This is a genomic window from Desulfofarcimen acetoxidans DSM 771, from assembly GCF_000024205.1.
Classification (GTDB): domain Bacteria; phylum Bacillota; class Desulfotomaculia; order Desulfotomaculales; family Desulfofarciminaceae; genus Desulfofarcimen; species Desulfofarcimen acetoxidans.
In genome coordinates, this window is the sequence record NC_013216.1 from 546,831 (window position 1) to 567,039 (window position 20,209).

At 38.3% G+C, this 20,209-nt stretch carries 16 protein-coding genes and 1 pseudogene; 13 read left to right on the forward strand and 4 right to left on the reverse strand.

Annotated elements, in window-relative coordinates; all coding sequences use genetic code 11:
* Positions 1-133: 133 nt before the first annotated feature.
* From metF to DTOX_RS02675, 12 genes are all read left to right on the forward strand, one after another.
* Positions 134-1,018, forward strand: a complete 885-nt coding sequence (gene metF, locus DTOX_RS02620; RefSeq protein ID WP_015756173.1) for a methylenetetrahydrofolate reductase [NAD(P)H] — start codon at positions 134-136, stop codon at positions 1,016-1,018.
* 580 nt (positions 1,019-1,598) lie between these two features.
* A complete protein-coding gene (locus tag DTOX_RS02625) occupies positions 1,599-2,363 on the forward strand; it encodes a MerR family transcriptional regulator (RefSeq protein WP_015756174.1) in 765 nt (254 codons plus the stop codon).
* A 141-nt stretch (positions 2,364-2,504) separates the two neighbouring features.
* Positions 2,505-3,119 (forward strand): TetR/AcrR family transcriptional regulator, encoded by a 615-nt coding sequence (locus DTOX_RS02630; RefSeq protein ID WP_015756175.1) that lies wholly within the window; start codon positions 2,505-2,507, stop codon positions 3,117-3,119.
* 141 nt (positions 3,120-3,260) lie between these two features.
* Positions 3,261-3,962, forward strand: coding sequence for a methyltransferase family protein (locus tag DTOX_RS02635; RefSeq protein ID WP_015756176.1), 702 nt, complete (start codon positions 3,261-3,263; stop codon positions 3,960-3,962).
* Positions 3,963-4,305: 343 nt separating this feature from the next.
* Positions 4,306-5,241 (forward strand): nickel ABC transporter permease, encoded by a 936-nt coding sequence (gene nikB / locus DTOX_RS02640; RefSeq protein WP_015756177.1) that lies wholly within the window; start codon positions 4,306-4,308, stop codon positions 5,239-5,241.
* A gap of 107 nt (positions 5,242-5,348) precedes the next feature.
* The gene (locus DTOX_RS02645; RefSeq protein ID WP_242652533.1) at positions 5,349-6,248 is read left to right on the forward strand and encodes an ABC transporter permease; all 900 of its coding nucleotides are present in this window, start codon (positions 5,349-5,351) and stop codon (positions 6,246-6,248) included.
* Positions 6,199-6,996, forward strand: a complete 798-nt coding sequence (locus DTOX_RS02650) for an ABC transporter ATP-binding protein (protein ID WP_242652534.1) — start codon at positions 6,199-6,201, stop codon at positions 6,994-6,996. The genes DTOX_RS02645 and DTOX_RS02650 overlap by 50 nt, the downstream gene beginning before the upstream one ends.
* Before the next feature lie 19 nt (positions 6,997-7,015).
* Positions 7,016-7,966, forward strand: coding sequence for an oligopeptide/dipeptide ABC transporter ATP-binding protein (locus DTOX_RS02655; RefSeq protein WP_042315312.1), 951 nt, complete (start codon positions 7,016-7,018; stop codon positions 7,964-7,966).
* Positions 7,967-7,979: 13 nt separating this feature from the next.
* A complete protein-coding gene (locus tag DTOX_RS02660) occupies positions 7,980-9,593 on the forward strand; it encodes an ABC transporter substrate-binding protein (RefSeq protein WP_015756181.1) in 1,614 nt (537 codons plus the stop codon).
* 73 nt (positions 9,594-9,666) lie between these two features.
* Entirely contained in the window at positions 9,667-10,410 is a 744-nt protein-coding gene (locus tag DTOX_RS02665; RefSeq protein WP_015756182.1) for a class I SAM-dependent methyltransferase, read from the forward strand.
* A gap of 425 nt (positions 10,411-10,835) precedes the next feature.
* Complete coding sequence (locus tag DTOX_RS02670; RefSeq protein ID WP_015756183.1) at positions 10,836-12,599, forward strand: ABC transporter ATP-binding protein; 1,764 nt, start codon at positions 10,836-10,838, stop codon at positions 12,597-12,599.
* A complete protein-coding gene (locus tag DTOX_RS02675; protein WP_015756184.1) occupies positions 12,596-14,404 on the forward strand; it encodes an ABC transporter ATP-binding protein in 1,809 nt (602 codons plus the stop codon). The genes DTOX_RS02670 and DTOX_RS02675 overlap by 4 nt, the downstream gene beginning before the upstream one ends.
* 163 nt (positions 14,405-14,567) lie before the next feature.
* Here the strand turns inward: DTOX_RS02675 and DTOX_RS02680 are convergent, their stop codons facing one another.
* From DTOX_RS02680 to DTOX_RS02695, 4 genes and pseudogenes are all read right to left on the reverse strand, one after another.
* A complete protein-coding gene (locus DTOX_RS02680) occupies positions 14,568-16,817 on the reverse strand; it encodes a copper amine oxidase N-terminal domain-containing protein (RefSeq protein ID WP_015756185.1) in 2,250 nt (749 codons plus the stop codon).
* Between the two features lie 51 nt (positions 16,818-16,868).
* Positions 16,869-17,948 carry an ABC transporter substrate-binding protein gene (locus tag DTOX_RS02685; RefSeq protein WP_015756186.1) on the reverse strand — a complete coding sequence of 360 codons (1,080 nt, stop codon included), beginning with the start codon at positions 17,946-17,948 and terminating at the stop codon, positions 16,869-16,871.
* A gap of 500 nt (positions 17,949-18,448) precedes the next feature.
* Positions 18,449-18,550: pseudogene (locus tag DTOX_RS21935) on the reverse strand (ATP-binding cassette domain-containing protein); the annotation flags it as partial.
* 29 nt (positions 18,551-18,579) lie between these two features.
* Positions 18,580-19,200: a class I SAM-dependent methyltransferase gene (locus tag DTOX_RS02695; protein ID WP_242652536.1), complete on the reverse strand. Its 621-nt coding sequence runs from the start codon at positions 19,198-19,200 to the stop codon at positions 18,580-18,582.
* A gap of 549 nt (positions 19,201-19,749) precedes the next feature.
* Between DTOX_RS02695 and DTOX_RS02700 the strand changes: the two genes are divergently transcribed.
* Positions 19,750-20,109, forward strand: a complete 360-nt coding sequence (locus DTOX_RS02700; protein WP_015756189.1) for an ArsR/SmtB family transcription factor — start codon at positions 19,750-19,752, stop codon at positions 20,107-20,109.
* The last annotated feature ends 100 nt before the right edge of the window (positions 20,110-20,209 follow it).

Genomic DNA, 20,209 nt, shown 5'->3' on the forward strand with positions numbered 1-20,209 from the left:
AAATAAAAGATTTGATTTGGGGAGCAGACAGAGGAGATACTCCTACGCAAGGAACGGTATGACGCATTAGCAAAGCGAAAACAGTAAACTATTTTCATGTTAAATTTAATAGTAAATAAAAAGGAGAATCAGTATGAAACTATCAGAAATCTTTAAAACAGGTAAACCCACGCTCTCTTTTGAGTTTTTCCCTGCCCGTAATGAAAAAGCTGCTGAAACGTTTAATCAAACGATTGAAGATCTTGTTGAATTAAAGCCTGATTTTGTTTCAGTTACATTCGGCGCTGGTGGATCGACCAAAGAAGGTTCTTATGAGTTGGTTAAAAAGTTGAAGAAAGAAAAGGAACTGGAAGTGGTTGCTTATCTTGCGGCTTTCGCTTTGAAAAAGGATGAGATAAACGCCGTGCTGAACAGCTATCAGGATCTCGGCATCGAGAATATTTTAGCACTGCGCGGGGATCCGCCCAAAGACGCAGATGTTACACAGGTGTCGGCTGAAAGCTTTAAATATGCCTCGGAGCTCGCAGCATTTATTCACCAAAATTACAGCTTTTGTCTGGGGGTTGCCGGATATCCGGAGGGCCACATCGAAGCGCCAAGCCTTAAGAAGGACATTGAATACCTTAAACACAAGGTTGATCAAGGTGTCGATTTTATTATTGCCCAATTTTTCTATGACAATGTTTGTTTTTTTGATTTTAGGGAGCGTTGTCAGAAAAGCGGTATTAATATTCCTGTATTGCCCGGAATCATGCCGGTTTACAGTGTTAAAATGATGGAAATGTTAGCCGGAAGCTGCGGTGCTAAGATACCGGAAAAATTAAGAAAGGGGATATCTGAGTTGCCTGAGGGCGATACGAAGGCGCTTGTTGACTTCGGAATTGAATACGCGACAGGGCAATGCGAAGAACTTCTTAAAGAAGGCGCCCGTGGATTGCATTTTTATACCATGGATAAAAGCGAATCCACAGTGGGTATTGTGAAAGGACTTAGAAATAGAGGATTTTTAACTATTTAGAAACAAGTACATTTTGGGGAGTAAAAATTATAACGAATGTTAGATAACAAGCAGGATACATTTCCTGCTTGTTATTATGGAATAGTATCAAAATGAAAAATGTTATGCAAAATCAGAAAATATTACTTCTAGAAAAAGATTAGAGAGTATCTTGAAAGCACGGTGGTTGACGGGATCGTGCATAAGAACGGCAACACAACCATTGTGGCTGGGTATTGGCATGTGAACTGAAAAGTGCTGAATAATAAACTATGAAAGGTGCATCTTGGCATGCATTTATGCCGGACTATGCACTATGCAATTCCCGGTTTCGATCAGAATTTACTGAAGTCATCAAGTAGAGAGGATATGTTTATTAATATAGTAAAGCTGATAACTCCTATCTGGGATAATTGTTCCGGTAGGAGTTTGTGTTTGGCACTAAGCAACAGGGCAGATGCACATTGACCCCCCCATGATGATGTTGGTAGTAATGGCGGTTCATTGTAAAAAGGACTTGCTGTATATATTTACCATAAAAAAGCGATTGACTTTGCCGTAACGTAAAGATATATAGTTATGTTGTCAGGAGGGCGGTAACATGGAATATACAGTGCAGAAGCTGGGCCGGTTAGCTGGGATAAGTACTAGAACACTTAGGTATTACGATGAGATTGGTATTCTTAAGCCGACAAGAATTAACTCGTCAGGATATAGAATTTATGGTCAAGCGGAAGTGAATAGATTACAGCAGATTTTATTCTACAAAGAACTTGGGCTCAGCTTAGATAATATTAAAGACATAGTCACTTCTCCTTCCTTTAACGAAGCTGAAGCACTTAAAGAACATCGTGAGAAGCTCCTTGAAAAAAGAAAACAGTTGGATTTACTAATCGCTAATGTGGAAAAAACCATTGGCTTAACGGAAGGTGGAAGGAATATGACAGATAGAGAAAAGTTCGAAGGTTTTAAGCAAAAGTTAATTGATGATAACGAAAAAAAGTACGGTAAAGAAATTCGTGAGAAGTATGGCAACGAAATTGTTAATAAATCTAATGAAAAGCTTAAGAACATGACAGAAGAAGAGCATGCAGAGGTAACTCGACTGGAGAATGAAGTGACCGCTGCTCTGGCGGAAGCTTTTGAAACTGGTGACCCTGCCTGTGATATTGCTCAAAAAGCGGCAGATTTGCATAAACAGTGGTTAACTTATTTCTGGAGCGAATATAATAAGGAAGCACATGCCGGTCTTGCCCAAATGTACGTGGACGATGAACGGTTTAAAGCCTACTATGATAAAAAGCAGCCTGGTGTTGCAGAATTTTTAAGAGATGCAATCCATATATATACAGGTTTAAGGAAATAATGTTATTATAAAATCTTATTTTATCTCAATGCTCAACCACAACCTTTAATAATACTTTTAAATAATCTATTGACCGAATCGGTTTATTGTGTTATGTTTGTATTAACCGGTTCGGTCAATAAAATCTGTGGGGTGAGTATTTTGGAGAAATTTAAAAATTTATCTGTAGAAAAACAAACTATAATTATTGATGCCACACTTTTATCTTTTGGTACCAACGGTTATAAAAAAACATCTGTAAGCGATATTGCAGCAGCTGCTGGAATCTCAAAAGCAATGATATTTCATTACTTTGGCACCAAAAAAACTTTGTACCTTTATTTAATTGAATTGTGCGGAAATATTTTAATGAAGGAAATTAATGAAAAATTTGATGCCAATGTAACTGATTTTTTTGGCAGAATTAAGCTTGCAACGGATATTAAAATCTCGGTTTTAAAAAAACACCCTTCAATTCTTTCTTTTTTAAACAGTGTGTATTTTGAAACCGATGATGAGGTAATAACGGAAATAAAAGACTTTCTGGCAAAAGGTGAGGTTTTTAGAAGTAAAATTGTTTTTGATGACATGGATGCTTCAAAATTTAAAGACGGCATTGATCCAAAGCTTGTTATGAAAATGCTTGTTTTGTTAGCCGAAGGGTATGTCTGTCAATCTTCAAGTAAAGCAGGGTTTGATTTTGAACCATTACACAAAGAATTTAATGAATATTTGGATTTACTTAAGAAAAATTTTTATAAAGAAGAATATCTATGATTTCTCTAAAGATACCTTATTGGGAATATCCAAGCGACAAAGGTAATTTTTAACTCAAATTTCAAATTAGATAGCGGAGAGGTTATGGGTTAATCCTGAACAAAAATGACGTTGAGATTAAATTGCAGGAGGATTTCCATTATGCCAAATAAAAAAGGCAAATTTAAAGTTGGCCAAATTTTCACGTCAATAATTGTTAGTTTACTATTTATAGCAGTCATTCTTTTCCTTGCAGGTGATTGGTTTTGGATAGAAGGTTGGGTTTTTATTGTATTTTGGCTTACTATGACTTTATCTATTGGTATTTATCTGTCTGTTAATGACCCTGAATTATTGGCCGAGCGGTCTAAAATGCCTGGTTCCGACAACCAAAAAGGATGGGATAAATATTATCAATCCTTTGCTTATGTATCCCTTATAGCATGGGTTATCATTATGCCATTAGATGCCAAAAGATATGCATGGTCGCCCTACTTTCCTGTATGGTTAAAAGCAATTGGTGGAGTGGCATTGTTACCATCTTTATACTTTTTATTTCAATCAGTGGCTACGAATACTTTCGCTTCAACAATGGTCAGGATTCAGACTGAACGAAAACAACACGTAATTTCCACAGGCGTTTATGGATTCGTAAGACATCCCATGTATCTTGGCAATTTATTAATGCTTGTAGGGACACCACTGATGCTGGGTTCGATCTATGGCTTAATAATAGGATTAATTGGGATTTTTCTTATGGCGGTCAGAATAATCGGTGAAGAGAGAATGTTAATCAATGAATTAGAGGGTTACGAAGATTATAAGAAGAAGATACGATATAGACTTATACCCTTCGTTTGGTAATGACATAATTGCAATTTTATGTTACTCTTGATAACCGCATTGTAGCGCAGCAAATTTTAATTTTCTTAAAACTTGTTGACATCAAGTATTATATTATTTTAAAATTAACTAACATGTATACGAAATACATATAAGCGATGTAAAAGCCTGTAGATTATTGACTTAATAGTTGAAGCTATTATACTTGCAAAAACAATTTTATTTAAATTATAAAAATAAAAAAATAACCATGAAGGTTAAGTTGAGATGCAAATGTTATGTGCATTTCTGCTTAACCTTCATTTTTTGTGCTTTAAAACTTATATCCGTCAAAAGTTTTAGCATTCGGGAAGGTGAGAGGAATATGAAGAAAATTAAACTAATTTTAAAGCGATTGCTGCAAATAATCCCTATGTTAATAATAGTCACTATTTTGGCTTTTGCTTTAAGTAATATGTCATCGGGTGATGTTGCAGAGGTAACTATCCGCAGCCAGGGCTTAGAGGTTACAGAAAAGAATGTTGCTGCAGCACGGGAAGAGTTGGGGTTAAATGCACCGCTTCATATTCAGTATATTAATTGGTTGAAAAAAGCGGTTAAATTTGATTTTGGTATATCATTCCAAACAAAAAAGCCTGTTTCAGATGAAATACTATCGAGATTTCCCGCTACTCTTAAGCTAGCTATTGCAGCGACGGTTATTTCAATACTATTTGCAATTCCGGCAGCCCTTATTTCAGCCAGATACAAGGATTCACTGATTGACCACCTATTCAGAATCGCATCTACTTTTGGTGCAACATTGCCGGATTTCTGGCTCGGTCTAATGCTTCTATATGTTTTTGCGGTTCAGTTGAATATCTTTCCTGTTATTTCCGGGAATAAATTGCAAAACATATTTCTTCCGGCTTTTACGCTTAGTGTAAATTATGGTGCCATATATATGCGGGTTTTGAGAAACAATCTCATAGAAATAACTAATTATGACTATATGAGAGCTGCAAGAGCAAGAGGTTTAAGCCGAAATGCCGTATTGCTAAAGCATGGATTAAAAAACGCTGTACTCCCATGCATAACTCTTATAGGTGTAGACTTTGGAAAGCTTTTGGCAGGTCAATTTGCTTGTGAGACCATCTTTTCTTGGAACGGAATAGGGGAATTCGCGATTGACAGTATTAAACTAAAAGATTTACCTGTTATTCAAGGATATATAATGATCGTTGCAGTAACTTTTATTGCCGTAAATCTTTTGCTTGATATTTTATATCTTTATATAGACCCTAAGATACAACTTAAATAATAAATGGAATCTAATTGAAAATTGAAGAAATCGATTCGTGTTTCACCTTCCTTACAGCAATTGCTCTGAAATCTGTTTATTTATACCTGAGAGGGATGGTCATAGTCTTGAAAAAAAGTGTGTTGGTTAAATTTAAAAAGAAAAAATTAGCGGCAATGGGATTGGTTATTATATTTATTCTCATACTTATGGGCATTTTTGCTCCGGTAGTGTCTCCCCATGATCCTTATGCAGTTGACCTCACAATAAAATTGCTTAAGCCTTGCGCTGAATTCCCGTTGGGTACAGACCAGCTTGGCAGATGTATATTATCAAGATTGATTTATGGAATAAGGACAAGCCTTACCACAGCAATATTCGCCACAGTCTTTATGTTGGCTATTGGAGTGCCTCTCGGTATTCTTGCCGGTTATGCGGGAGGATGGCTTGATAATATCATAATGCGTCTTGCAGATATAGCATCAACCTTTCCTTCGGGTCTTTGTGCCTTGGCTATAGTAGGAGTGTGGGGAGCCAGTGTCGTAAACATCATGATTGTCTTTGTTTTACTTTGGTGGGCTCCCTTTGCAAGAATTGTTCGAAGCATTGTTATAAAGCTTAAAGAAAAAGAGTTTGTTATAGCTGCCGTTGCTTCAGGAAGCAGCCGGACATCAATAATTCTAAAGCACATAACCCTGAATGCGATTTCCCCTGTCATCGTGCTTGCCACACTCAGGATTGCTGCCGTTATTATGCATGTTGCCGGTTTTTCCTTTATCGGGCTTGGCTCACAGCCGCCAACTGCGGATTGGGGAGTTATGCTGAGCGATAGCAGACAATATTTAATATCGGACCCGTTAATGCTGCTTTGGCCCGGGCTTGCTATTATGCTTGCTGTTTTTGCTTTCAATATGTTTGGTGAAGGCCTGAATGATGTTCTCATTCCATCTTCGGGCGATATTGCAGCGGTAAAGGAGGATGACTGCCAAGATGGCCGAACAGCCTATTCTATCAATAAAAAATCTTAAAACCTATTTTTATTTAGTAGAACGAGTGGTAAAAGCTGTAGATGGAATCAGTCTTGATGTATACAAGGCCAGAATAACAGCAATTGTAGGCGGCTCCGGCAGCGGAAAATCGGTTATGTCATTATCGATCTTCAATTTGATCGACGATCCGGGAAAGATTATTGACGGAGAAATATGGCTTAATGGGGTTAACATCAGAAATTTGAAAGAAAAACAGCTTTTAAAAATAAGAGGCAAAGAAATTTCCATGATATTTCAAGAACCGACTAGTTCAATGAATCCTGTTCTGAAGGTAAAAAAACATCTTTTTGAGGTAATCCACACACAAAATAAAGCGATTAGAAATAAAGAGGCTCTAAGCATGTTCCGAGATGTGCTTTCACGTGTCGGTTTAAAAAATACTGAACAAATTCTGGAAAGTTATCCTTTTGAACTAAGCGGAGGTATGTGCCAAAGAGTTATGGTAGCGATGGGATTGCTTGCAAATTCCCGTGTATTAATAGCAGACGAACCGACCTCATCACTGGATTTAACAACGCAGGCCGCCATACTCGAAGAATTGGTACGCCTCAAAAACGAAGGTATGGCCATTGTCTTGATAACCCATGATTTAGGGGTGGTTGCTCAGATGGCGGATGACGTTTATGTGATAAAAGACGGAAAAATAGTAGAAAGCGGCACAGTTTATGATGTGTTCGAATCGCCAAAGCATGAGTATACTAAGTCTCTGCTTAATTCAATTTTTTAATCTGAAAAAGGGTGAAAGCGTGAATTTATTAGAAATAAAAGGCGTTTATAAATGCTATAACGAAAAACAAAAGCCAAAGGTTTATGCCGTACACAATATAAGTTTAAACATAAAAAAAGGCGAAATTCTGGGTCTTGTCGGTGAGTCGGGCTGTGGCAAAAGCACTTTGGGGAAAATGCTTTTAAAACTGGAACAGCCTACCAGAGGAAGGATCATTTTTAACCGGCATGATATAACAGATTACTCCTTTAATCAAATGCGAAAAATCAGAAACAGCATGCAGATGATCTTTCAAGGAACCGCTAATGCTTTTAACCCTTATTTTACGGTAAAGCAAATAATTAGTGAACCACTTAACAATTACAGTAGCGAATCGGCAGAGGAGAAAGAAAAAAAAATCGTTGCCATGCTGGAGAAAGTAGGGCTTAACCATACGTATCTGACTAGATACAGCCAGGAAATGTCCGGAGGCCAAAGACAAAGGGTAGGCATTGCCAGAGCCTTGATCCTGAATCCGGAATTTGTTGTGTGCGATGAAGCAGTTTCCAGCATTGATTATGCACTAAAGAGACAAATTTTAACTCTTTTGATCGACCTGAAGCGGCAATTTGATCTCACATACTTATTTATTTCTCATGATATATCAGCGGTTAATAAGATATGTGACAGAGTAGTAGTTATGTATCTGGGAAATATTATGGAAATTATATCCGGTATTAATGACAAAGTACAGCACCCTTATACAAAAGCACTTCTTGCTGCAACTCTTGTTCCTGATCCTAAAAAAAGGTCGAAAAATATGGTGCTGCTTAGAGAGGGTGAAGAATTAAAAATACCTGAGAAGGGATGTGTTTTTCAGAATCGCTGTCTTTATACACAAGAAGTATGCAAAACCAAGCAACCAGCGCTAGTGCCGCATAATGACGAGCATTATATTGCCTGCCATTTTTGTTGCAAAAATAGAATTTAACGGGGGGATAGAAATGAGAAAAAACATTATAGCAACCATTACGCTATTAATTTGCACCTGCTTGATCATTTCTGCTTGCGGCAAAAATGATTCAGTATCAAGCAAACCGGGAGTAAAGGAAGTTGTTGTTGCGATTTATCGTGATGGGGCCATGGGGGAATTGGATGCCGCAACCTATAATGGACCTCACTTTTTGTACAAGATGATTTATGACGGTTTTGTTGAAGATGGAGGAGATGGAAAGATCCTTCCTCAGCTTGCAACAAGCTGGATCATTTCACCGGATGGAAAAACATACACGTTTAAGCTCCGTAAAGGAGTGAAATTTTCTGATGGAACCGATTTCAACGCAGACGCTGTTATATTCAACCTGAAAAGATGGGTCAACAACAAACGTCATGCGATCTTGAAATCGGTCAATGTAGAAAGTATGGAAGACGTTGATAATGACACAGTAAAAATTGTTTTTAAGGACGGTGCCTATCCAATTTTGACGGAGCTGACATACCCAAGGCCAGTACGATTTTTAAGCCCTTCATCAGTTACTGCGGTTGCCGGAGATGTTATGGGTAAATTTACAAAGCCTGTCGGCACAGGTCCATGGATGCTGGAATCCTATAAAAAAGATCAGGAATTTACTCTTGTTCCTAATCCATACTACTGGGGTGAAAAACCTAAGCTGGACAGAATAACATTTAAGGTAATAACAGATGGACAAGCAAGAGTTTTAGCTCTTCAAAGCGGTGAGGTTGATATTCTCGGAGGTGATCTTGTCTCGAAGATCCCCATGGAGAGTTTTTTAGAGCTTAAAAACTCGGGTAAGTTTACAACATACACAAAAGGAACAATGTGCTCGCACTTTATTTCCTTCAATCAAAAGGTGGAAGCATTTCAGGATAGAAATGTTCGTTTAGCCATGAACTATGCCATCAATAAAAAAAGCATTGTAACAGATCTTTTTGACAATATTGGTTTTGAGGCGAATGGCTTATATCAAAAAGGCGTTCCTTACACTACAGATGAAAATAATTACGGATTTGCAAATGATAAAGAAAAAGCGAAACAATTATTTGATACTGCCGGATATGTAGATACAAACGGTGACGGTATTCGTGATAAGAACGGAAAGAATCTTGAGTTTAATTTTGTATTATCAACAGAAGAATTTCCTGAATGGAAGCCGCTGGCCGAGTTTGTGCAATCTGAATTTTCATCAGTTGGCATAAAAGTAAATCTTAATATTATGGATAAAAACGGATACGAGGACGCAACGATGAATACTAAGGCATTTGACATCGCTCTTATGAGAACATCTTCGGATTCCTGGGTGCCGCACGGTTCAATGCTGGAGCTTTTCTCAATTCTTTCTACAAGCAATGCCGCAAAGGCCTGGTATGATGAGGGACTCTATAACAACATTATAAAAACATTGAACAGCATTGACGAAAGAGAAAGACAAAAGAATTACGATAAGGTATTCAAATTCATCAGCGAAGAAGCTCTCACAATTCCTATTTACTATCCTATAACTTCATTCGCTGTTAATTCTGATAAAATAAAAGGATTTGAAATCGGAGTTAATAGCTATGCACCGATAGAATGGCAGAAGCTTGACGTAAAACAATAATCTATCAAAGGCAGATACGTTGTCTCCCTTGCGGCGTATCCGCCTTTGACAAAAATGTCAGAGGTGAGTATGGATGGATCGTGAACAAAAACTGATAAAAAATTGGACGGACAGTTCTAACAACTACAGCAACATAATAAAAGAAGAGTTAAACAGCTTTAAAAAGAAAGCATGGACTGATATTATTCTTAATAATGCCGGAAAAAACACAAAAATGGATATTCTTGATGTAGGTACTGGCCCGGGTTTTTTTACCATAATAATGTCGCAGGTGGGGAACAATGTGACTGCTATTGATTGTACCGAGGCAATGATTAATGAAGCAAGGGCAAATGCAAAAAGCGAAGGTGTAACTGCCAGCTTTAGAGTATCTGATGGACAAAATCTAGAATTTGATGACGAAAGCTTTGACCTTATAATTAGCAGGAACGTTGCCTGGACTCTAATTGACGCTGAAAAAGCATACAGTGAATGGAAAAGAGTTTTAAAAACCGACGGTAAAATCATTATGTTTGATGCTAATTGGAATATAAGATTATTCAATGAAGCATACATGGAAAAATATATGGAAGACCAAAAGGAATACGTAAGATTGTTTGGCGAAGAGCCTCCCCAGTACACTGCTGAAATGATCGATTTTAGAAAAAGTATGCCCATGTGCCAGAGAATAAGACCGCAATGGGATTTCAACAAGCTTTTGGAACTTGGATATAAAAAGATTTACTGTGAAACTGACATAGGAGACAGGGTTTATAACGAAAAGGAAAGGGTCATAAATCGTTCTACCCCAATGTTTATGCTTGTTGTAGAAAAGTAGTAAAGTTTAATATAAAAAACCGGAATCGTAAGAGGATTATTTCACTTTAGCTTGAAATTAATAAGGGAACATATATACTGTTCAATGTTGAAAATGTAAAAGATAATAACCAAGGTAAGCCGGGGAGTACTAATCTTCGGCTTTTATTTGCTTTTTCTAAAAAACCTTTTTAAACTCTAAGGAAGCAATTTTATCAATACAGGATCAAAGCAATGAAATTCCATCTGTATAATTGATAAAATAGTTACTCTTTTTTTGCCAATATGATTAATGATTTTTGGCAGCAGGAAATGTGTGATCAGTATTGTGATGCATGACGCATCAATAATTAAAATATTAAAAAATCACAAATTGAAACATCTGTGGCGGCAGGTGCAACTAAATTACTGTTGTTGCATGCTATCAGAAAATTGGAGGGTTTAATAGTGTTATACAAACTATGGAAGTTAGCCCGACCTTCGCCCGTACTGCTTTTACTGACAGGATTTCTGATTATCCTGTCAGCAGTTTCAGGCCTGGCCTCGCCTTGGATAATACGTTATGCTGTGGACAATCTGATTCTAACTGGTAGAGTTCATTTATTGTGGATGGCGGCAATGGCGATAATTGTTTTTTCTTTATTGCAGACCGGTTGTACTTTTGCTGCCCGTTACCTGGCTGAATACATGGGCCAGAGTTCTTTATTGGACTTACGCAACAAACTGTACCGTCATTTGAATCAATTATCTTTTTCCTTTTACGACAGTGCCCGTACCGGTGATATTATGTCCCGGCTTACTGTGGATACAAATATTCTGAATAACTTTTTTGGTTTTGCAGCTATTAATATTGTAACCAATAGCCTGACCATTTTAGGCATTATTATAGTCTTATTCTATTGGAACTGGCAGCTGGGACTGGCCTTTTTATTGATAACACCGGCTGTAGTGCACGGTATCAATACTCACGCCGGAAAAGTGCAGCCTGCTTTTTCCCGGCTTCACCGGCAGTTAGGGAAAATGACAAATATACTGGAAGAAAGTTTAACAGGGATAGGCCTGGTTAAGTTAACCGGCAGCGAAGCATATGAATTAGAAAAATTTGAGCAGCAAAACAGAGAATATTTGTTAACCACTATGAGTGTCTTAAAAATATCTTCCTTGTGGCAGCCTTACGTGCAATTTCTAACTACCTTGGGCATTGCTGTTGCCATGTGGAGCGGTGGACGGGCAGTCATAGAAGGAAGTATTACAACCGGTGTATTAATAGGTTTTATAACTTATATGGGGATGCTGGTTAGGCCTATCCGGCAGACGGGAAGAATGGTTAATGTGGTGGCCCGCTCGCTGGCTGCGGGCCAGCGAATTTTTGAGGTTTTGAACTGGGAACCAGACATAAAGGATGCGCCTGATGCTTACCCGCTGCCTCCGGTAAAGGGCCATGTTTGTTATGAAAATGTTAGTTTTTCCTACGATGGCAAGAACCAAATACTTGAGGAGATAAACCTTACGGTTGAGCCGGGTCAGATGGTTGCCCTGGTAGGGCCGACCGGTGCAGGGAAAACCACCCTTATTCATCTTATAGACAGGTTTTACGATCCGGTTGGGGGCAGCATTAAAATTGACGGTCACGATTTAAAAAGAGTTACGCTGGAAAGTTTACGCCGGCAATTAGGTATCGTGCTTCAAGATACTTTTATCTTTAATACTACCATACGGGAAAATATTGCCTATGGCAAGCCTTCTGCCACTAATGATGAAGTTGAACGTGCCGCCAGGTTGGCCCAGATTCATGACTTTATTATTTCATTGCCCATGGGTTACGATACTGCGGTAGGCACTCGTGGAATGACACTTTCCGGCGGTGAAAGACAGCGTATAGCATTTGCCAGGGTTTTGCTTACCAATCCCCGGCTTCTCATCTTAGATGAAGCAACCTCCGAGCTGGACGCACAAACAGAAGCAGCTTTACATAAAGCAATCCATGAAGTAATTAAGAACAGAACGGTTATTATCATTGCTCACCGTCTTTGGACGATACAAAACGCGGATAAAATTCTGGTGCTTTCCGGAGGAAGGATAGTTGAATCAGGCAGCCATCAAGAACTTCTACGCTTGGATGGTAATTACAGTAGGTTCTATGATTTGTTTTTGCAGAACAAAAAGCTTCCTGATAACTTTGATTTTGGAGGAGGGAGTCAGGCAAAGTGAGAGGAGAAGGTTTATTTCGGAGATATTCCTCCAAGGGTGAGAAGAATTATCGTTTTTCTCAGATGGATGCCGGAGCGCTGCATTTTTTCTGGAAATATTTAGAACCTCACCAATTAAGTTTGTATGGTGCTATTGCCGCAACCTTGCTTGTTACTGCCTGTACGATTGCCGGACCTTATTTGCTTATGAAAGGCATTGACAGGTATATTGCCAGCCGGGATTTAACCGGCCTTACCGTAATAACTCTGCTCTACATTGCTGTTAACGTCGCTTTATGGGTGGGAACATTCTGGCAGTCCTATCTGGCCGGCGCTGTTGGTGAAAAAGTTGTTTTTGGCATACGCCAGGATTTGCTGGCACATGTGGAAAGCTTGTCTCTTGACTTTTTTGAATATCGTTCACCAGGTGAAATTATGTCCAGGCTGATTCACGATGTGAATACTCTGTCAGATCTGATCTCTACAGGGTTGGTAGATTTCGTTGGGGATGTATTGGTTATCATAGCTATTGTGGGGATGATGCTGCTTCTCAACACATCCCTTGCTTTATTGACTTTTACAACAATTCCCCTCATTTATTTTTTTATTTCATTTTGGGGCGGAAAAATGCGGAAGGCATTTCAAGATGTACGGGTAAAAATAGCGGATATTAACTCAGAACTTCAGGAAAACATTACAGCTATCAGGGTTGTTCAGTCGATGTCTCGGAAAGAAATTAATATTGAGAAATTTGAAGCACTAAACCAAAATAATATGAGGGCTAACATGCGGGCTATGAGCATTTTTTCCCTATTTTTTCCCATGATTAGCTTTGTCGGTAGTATTGGCACTGCTCTGATTTTATGGCATGGTGGACAACTGGTTGTTGGTAAAGCCGTCAGTGTTGGATTGTTGGTAGCTTTTTTACAGTATGTGGAGAGATTTTATCGTCCCCTGCGCGAAATCAGTCAGAGTTTCAATTTGTTTCAATCCGCAGCAGCTTCACTGGACAGGATATATGAATATTTAAAGATAAAAGCTGTTATAGCAGAACCTGCCGTTACCAGTCTTCCGTCAGCCGGATTTCGGGGAGAAGTTGAGTTCTGTCAGGTTAGTTTTGCCTATGTCAAAGATCGTCCTGTGCTGCAAAACATAAATATGCATATTGAATCAGGTACCACAGTGGCCCTGGTTGGACATACCGGAGCAGGCAAAACAACAATTTTAAGCCTTTTAGCCCGTCTTTATGAGGTTCAAGAAGGGCAGATTCTTATTGATGGTGTGGATATACGGCAAATTGCCGCTGATCAGTTGCGTAAAGTTTTGGCAGTTGTCCAGCAGGATCCGTTTTTGTTTTCGACCACAGTAATGGAAAATATACGTTATGGTAACCCGTCAGCAACGGATGAAATGGTTATTGAAGCGGCAAAGGCACTGGGGGTCCACGATATAATAGAACAACTGCCGGCGGGCTATCAAACAGACGTGGGACGACGGGGTGAGCGTCTTTCCGGCGGGCAGGTGCAGATAATAGCTCTGGTGCGGGTATTTCTGGCTGACCCTCTTATTCTGGTGTTGGATGAAGCAACCTCCAGCCTGGATAGTCGAACAGAAGCCAATATCAAACAAGCACTGATACGTTTGCTCGAAGGCCGTACCGGAATCATCATAGCTCACAGGTTTGTTTTATTGGAACTGGCGGACCGGATATTTGTTTTGGAGGGAGGCAGCATCACAGCCTCCGGTTGTCATGAGCAGGTATATAGGCAAAGTGAGTTATACAGGCGTTTATACGAAGGACAGTTACTTTTTGGAGATATGGTATGACGGTAAAATTATTTTGATGAGCGGGTGATTTTATTTGCCGATTATAAATCTTAGAAAAGTTGTCTTTTAGTAGGGTAAAGAAAGCTTTTAAGTTACCCTACTAAAAGATTAGCTAATATTCTAATTTCTTGTATGCTTAAACTACTGTTGCTATATCCAGCTACTAGTAGTTCTGCACAGTTACCTGTTTTTTATCTGCATCCCAAGTAATATTGCCATTTAGAGCTGATGCTGCCCAGCGGTAAGGCAACATTAAACGGCCCGGCTCTATTATCTCAGGTTCCGCGTCAATGGAAATTTCCGTGCCCTGCACAAGCATAGTAGGCTGGCCGGCTTTCATCTGCACTACCCGTCCGCCATGCATTAATGTAACTGTTTGAGATGAAGCATCCCACTGCACATCTTGTTCATTTAGTCCCAGAGCATAGGCGATATAACGTACCGGACCGTATGTGCGATCATTTTTTATATATGGGGCAACATCCATGTCATATTTTTTATCATTAAATTCATAACTGTTACTGTCAATAGTAAATATAGCTTTGGTTTTAATCTCCTGGGGCGCAGCGGTAGGACAATTCGCTATAACTGCCTTTAAAAAATTTTGTGAGCCGTTAAACAAATCGTCGGTTTCTGTTAAAGCAGTACCGCCCACTTCCACTTTTACGCTGCCTTCCGGAACCATTCTGTTTACATCCAAAATAACATTACTAATTTCTATTGTGCTGGACACACTGCTGGATTTGCTTACAGGAATTAATAAAGTTCTCTGGTTTTCAGAATCTAAGCCAACCTGATCTGTAAATAATACTAAATCGCCATCCGTTACTTTAACCACAGGGGGATTGTCTTTATTAAATGTTACACCGGGCGGCAGCATAATTTCCAACACCGCTCTACTCTGATTTCTGTCCAGTGCGCGCAAGGTTCCTGCCACGGTTTCATTGATAATCAGATCTCCCACCGCTTGTTTCTGCTTGCCGACAAATATATCAGTTTCTGAAGCAGTTAATTTAATCGGTGTTATTACATTAGCCACTATTGTTTTGCCTTCAGTTGAAAATACTGAACCACCTACGGTTATTTCTATTTGAGAAGGAGCATCAAAGGCCAGATCAACACTGCCGTTTCTTAAGATACAACTGCTGCTGCCCGGTTGGGGAAAAGGAACAGTATATTTGATTGTACGTCCATCACTGCCTACCGGTGTGGCCTGATCCAGCATCTTAGCGTTGTTTGTCGGGTAACTGCGCCACTTTACACCTTCCGGTAGAGTAAAAGTTACTGTGCGTCCCGAAGTCAGATCACCGGTTAAGCCTTGCATGATAATAATGTCACCGATAGCCTGATCTTTGTGGCCCGCAATTACCTCCGTAGGAGTAGAGTTGCCGACTTTACAGCCCGGCATTTTAAAAGTTGCAACAGTCAGAGTAGCAGTGCTAACTCCGGGATTACTTCCTTCGTAATATGCATATATTTCCCCCGGCTGGGCTATACTGCTGTCTACGTCCACCTCTCCTGTTAACGTTATACGTCCCGATCCGGTCGCATCTGTTGTTTTGTTATTAATTTGCAAGTACAAAACACTGCGACCGCTGCTATCCACATCTATCAGGTAACCGATATCTGAATTTGTAAAACCACCTGTCGCTATAATATTAGCGCTTGTCCAACTTACTCCGGCAGATAAAACCAGCTTTACTGTTTTTTGTTCTTTGCAGTTATCCGGATCAGATGTGTCAGTGTTTATCTCCAGAGCACCAGGTCCGTTCTCTTTAATTACAATGGTGCCGGTTTCTCCTCCCAGATCGGTGAGAGTCTCTGAAGAAATAGCGCTTGCGGTAGTGCCGTTTCCGTAAGCATATACTTTAGCAATTGTTTGAGTATCGGAACTAAAACCGCCGCTTCCGTCCAGAATAACTTTTGTCTCATCACCATCAGTTGCTTTTATCTTGCATGTCACGCTGTCAAAGTAAATATAGAAGCGAAAAGTTTTAGCGGTAGAATTTTCAGGGATTTTGTTTATTTTCAAAGTAAAGTTCTGTTCATTTTCTACCTGCATACTGAGTATGTTATCATTGTCACTAAAACAAGTCATATTCTTAAAATCGTTTGCACTTAAACTGTAAACAGCAGAATTAACAGTTGTGACATCGTAATCATAGAAAAAATCTATGTGGACTTGTTTCATTGCTATATAACTGGGTAAATTAACACATAAAATATCACCTTTTTTTAATGTCATGGGATATTCTTCCTTAATCATCAGGGTGCCCAAGCTTGTTGTAGTGGCCGATTTAATAGTTGGTACATTTAATACTTTATTAACCGTACTGGCGAATGCGGATTGGTTTCCTATCGACAAGCTAAAAAGCATGTAAAAGGCAAATAGAATCAAAACCTTATATCTCAAAATACATCGCTCCCCAATTTTAAAATAGGATATTTTTTGTTTTTATTATATTTATTTTACATTTGCCGGTATTTGAGATTGCTCCTGTACTTCTATTTCATTATAAGGATATACAGATGCCAAATTCAGTTGCTGGCCATAAAAATTTTGATTTATTTCCTGATAAAACGCATCCGGATCCAAATCTGAGAAAAGCTCGGGATGCAGCCATTTGGCCATATAGGCAAGACCGATAGCATATCTTGGTCCACGACAAATATCACAGGTAAGCAAATAAATTTTATCATTTTTTACAGCCTCTATATTTTTCCAGTTGGTTCTGGCAAGCATGCCCTCTTTTTTATTTTTTAGCATGGTTTCAGAGAAACCGCTATTAGACACATTATCAACATATTTAATAATTATTGAGGGATTTTTTGCTATGATCCATTTATTATCTACAAATGACATTGTTTTAAATCTTTTTTCAGAAGCGATATTTAAGCCTCCGGCTAACTGAACCAGCTTAGATTTATCATCATTAAGATTGAGAGTAATATAATCATTATCAGCTTCCAGGTATACTCTGGGTCTTTCATTAGCCGATAAATTCTTAGTGCGGGTTTTAATCAGAGAAATATATTTATCGTTTATATCGGTATACTCCTCGGCTGCTGTTTCTTTGCCCAGCGCAATACCCAGTAATTTTATGTTTTTACTTAATTCCTCAGTTTTATTGCAATCAAATAAAAAAACAGGTATGCCTTTCTTTTTTAATAATTGTAAAGAATCTTTTTCAGCTGCCGGATCAGCTATTACTAAATCAGCCTTTAATGCCGTGATCTTACTGATATTGGAGACAGTTATTGCAGGTATCTTTTCCCTATCCTGCAAAAAAAATTGGGAGGTACAGTTTTCATTAACCCCAATGAGTTGATCCGCCGCACCCAGAGCATAAATCAATTCCGAAGCGTCATCTTGCAGTGAAATAATGCGCTTGGGTATTTCAGGTACCAGTATTGTTTTCCCGGTTACATCTCTTACTATTTTTTTTTCAGGCTCACCGGCAAGTGCTTGAGAATTACTATGAAAAAGTACTGTGCATAATAAAAATAATAATATTATGCGAGAAATCTTCCTACAATAAGTCAAGAAGAACCCCCCTTTCCAAGCCATCTTATTTTCTACCCTTATTCTCCAAATATTGTTTTTGAAATATAGTCAGATTAGTGTTAGAGAAAGTCAAAGCTCAGAATTAAATTTGAGAAGATGTTTTTGGGGGTTGCCAGTATAAGCTTATTATCTGTTTGAATAACATTCACCTCCTTAACCGTAATGCATAAAGCATTTTTCCTTACGGTATTTAATTGGGGTACTAATTTTAGTATAAAAAATGAAGCATAATCAATAATCTGTACCCCTAAAAATACAAAACCACGAGGGTTAATACCTGTAAGCACAGATATTAACCTTCGTGGTTAGTTTAAACGATATGAATTGATCATTAAGAATTAAATTCGATAAAAAGCTTAATTACTTCGCTACCTTCAGATAGCGTAATTAAATTGTATAAACTTTCTTGAGTGCAAATAATGCTTAATTGCTGCTGATAAAAAAGCAGTTTATTGATTATGTTAAATCTCATAATGGAATTACAAAAGGCATATTGTGTATATTCTCTGCAGCGGCTTTAATAATTTGTTTAGACACTTTAACAAAGTGGATTTGCCTGAGCCATTGACTCCGAGGATGGAAAAAACCTCATCTGGTTATTTTGCTGTTCTCATTTAGCTTTTCTTCCAGTCAGCAGGTATGTTTGTGGGCCGTCTTTAATTTCAATGTTTGTTAATCCGGAACGGTTGGCTATCGACACCATCTCTTCCTCTGCCGGCAGCATATCATTTGCCACCACTCCGCCCAGATTTCGGTGAAAGCTGTTCAGTTCTTCCCTGGGAGCAGGGTGACATATGGATAACCTACCTCCCGGCTTGAGCACTCTGGTCATTTCCTGCATAGCTAAAGGCTTATTGTGAAAGTGGGGAAAAGCCGAATTACACACGACTTCATCAAAATAATCATTTTCAAAAGGCAAGTTGTGCACATCTGCACTCAAAATATTTACACTTGATCCGAAATTTTTTGCTATTGCAAATTGAAGCATTTCCTCCGCGAAATCCACCGCTATTATTTTTCCGGTCAGACCAACAGCTTCCTTAAGCCAGGGAATCAATACACCGGTACCTGTACCTACATCCAATACCACACTGTTAACTTTAATACCCAGATTTTTGATAATTTCATGTAGTTTTTGACACCTTTCTTCCTTTAGAACATTGCTGTCCCACACGGCTGCCTTTTCATTAAACCAAGTTCTGTGCTTATTCAGCATTTTTAATTGATCCATAGCTTTTAAAAATTTCCCTCCTCTTTTTATTACAACCCTTATTTTGTATTTAGCAACTTAATCAATTTCACCCACCTTCTAAAAATCTGACCAATACTCAAATTAAAGTTTGTGAAAAAATATTACTGTTGTTTTTTGTGATAAAATAACTTGTTTTACATAAATATAAAAACCACGAAGTAAGCCTACTACTTGTAGGCAATACCTTCGTGGTATAGTTAAAAATTTATTTAAATATTCAATCTTAAAACAATCAAAGCAATCTAGACAACTTCTTGCTGCTGCTATAAAAAATGATTCTCTATAATTTTACGAATTCCTTCATAAGTTTAAAAAAAATTTCACTTAATTGTCGTTTAAGCGCGAGATATTTATTTTTGCATGGAATCTACTGTATTCTATAACAGAAATTGTAGTAATATGATTATTCATTTTAACGTTCTCTCTGGTTGTTGGAAATAGACTGCCTGTTTGGAAAATAACTCAATAGTGTTGACAAATTAATTAAAAGATAGTATTATAGTTCTAGAATAATCGAAGAAGGTTGCTGTGGAAATATCTATGGAAAACTTGGCTATTATTTTCAAAGCGCTGTCTAACAAAAATCGTCTTATAATCTTTCATGAGTTGCTGCACAGAGAGGGTTTGCATCTTGGTTTAGGCAGTGAAAGTTGTTGTGGGCAGCATAACAAAGGAAACTGTTGTATCGGAGAGCTGGGAAAGAAAGTACAGCTTGCGCCGTCAACCATATCACACCATATTAAAGAACTGAAAAATGCTGGTCTAATAGATATTAGCAGGGAAGGCAATTTCCTTTATTGCTCGGTCAATTTTGCTAATTGGTCAAAAGTTCTTAGCTTTTTTAGTTCTTGTCAACCGGGACAAGGTGATTCACACCAGCATAAGTAAGAAACGGATCGTAAAGAATAAGAATTTTATTTTTGCCCGTTATTTCTATACTTCCAAAAATATAGAAATCATTGTTTTGAAATTTGTATGTTAATTACAA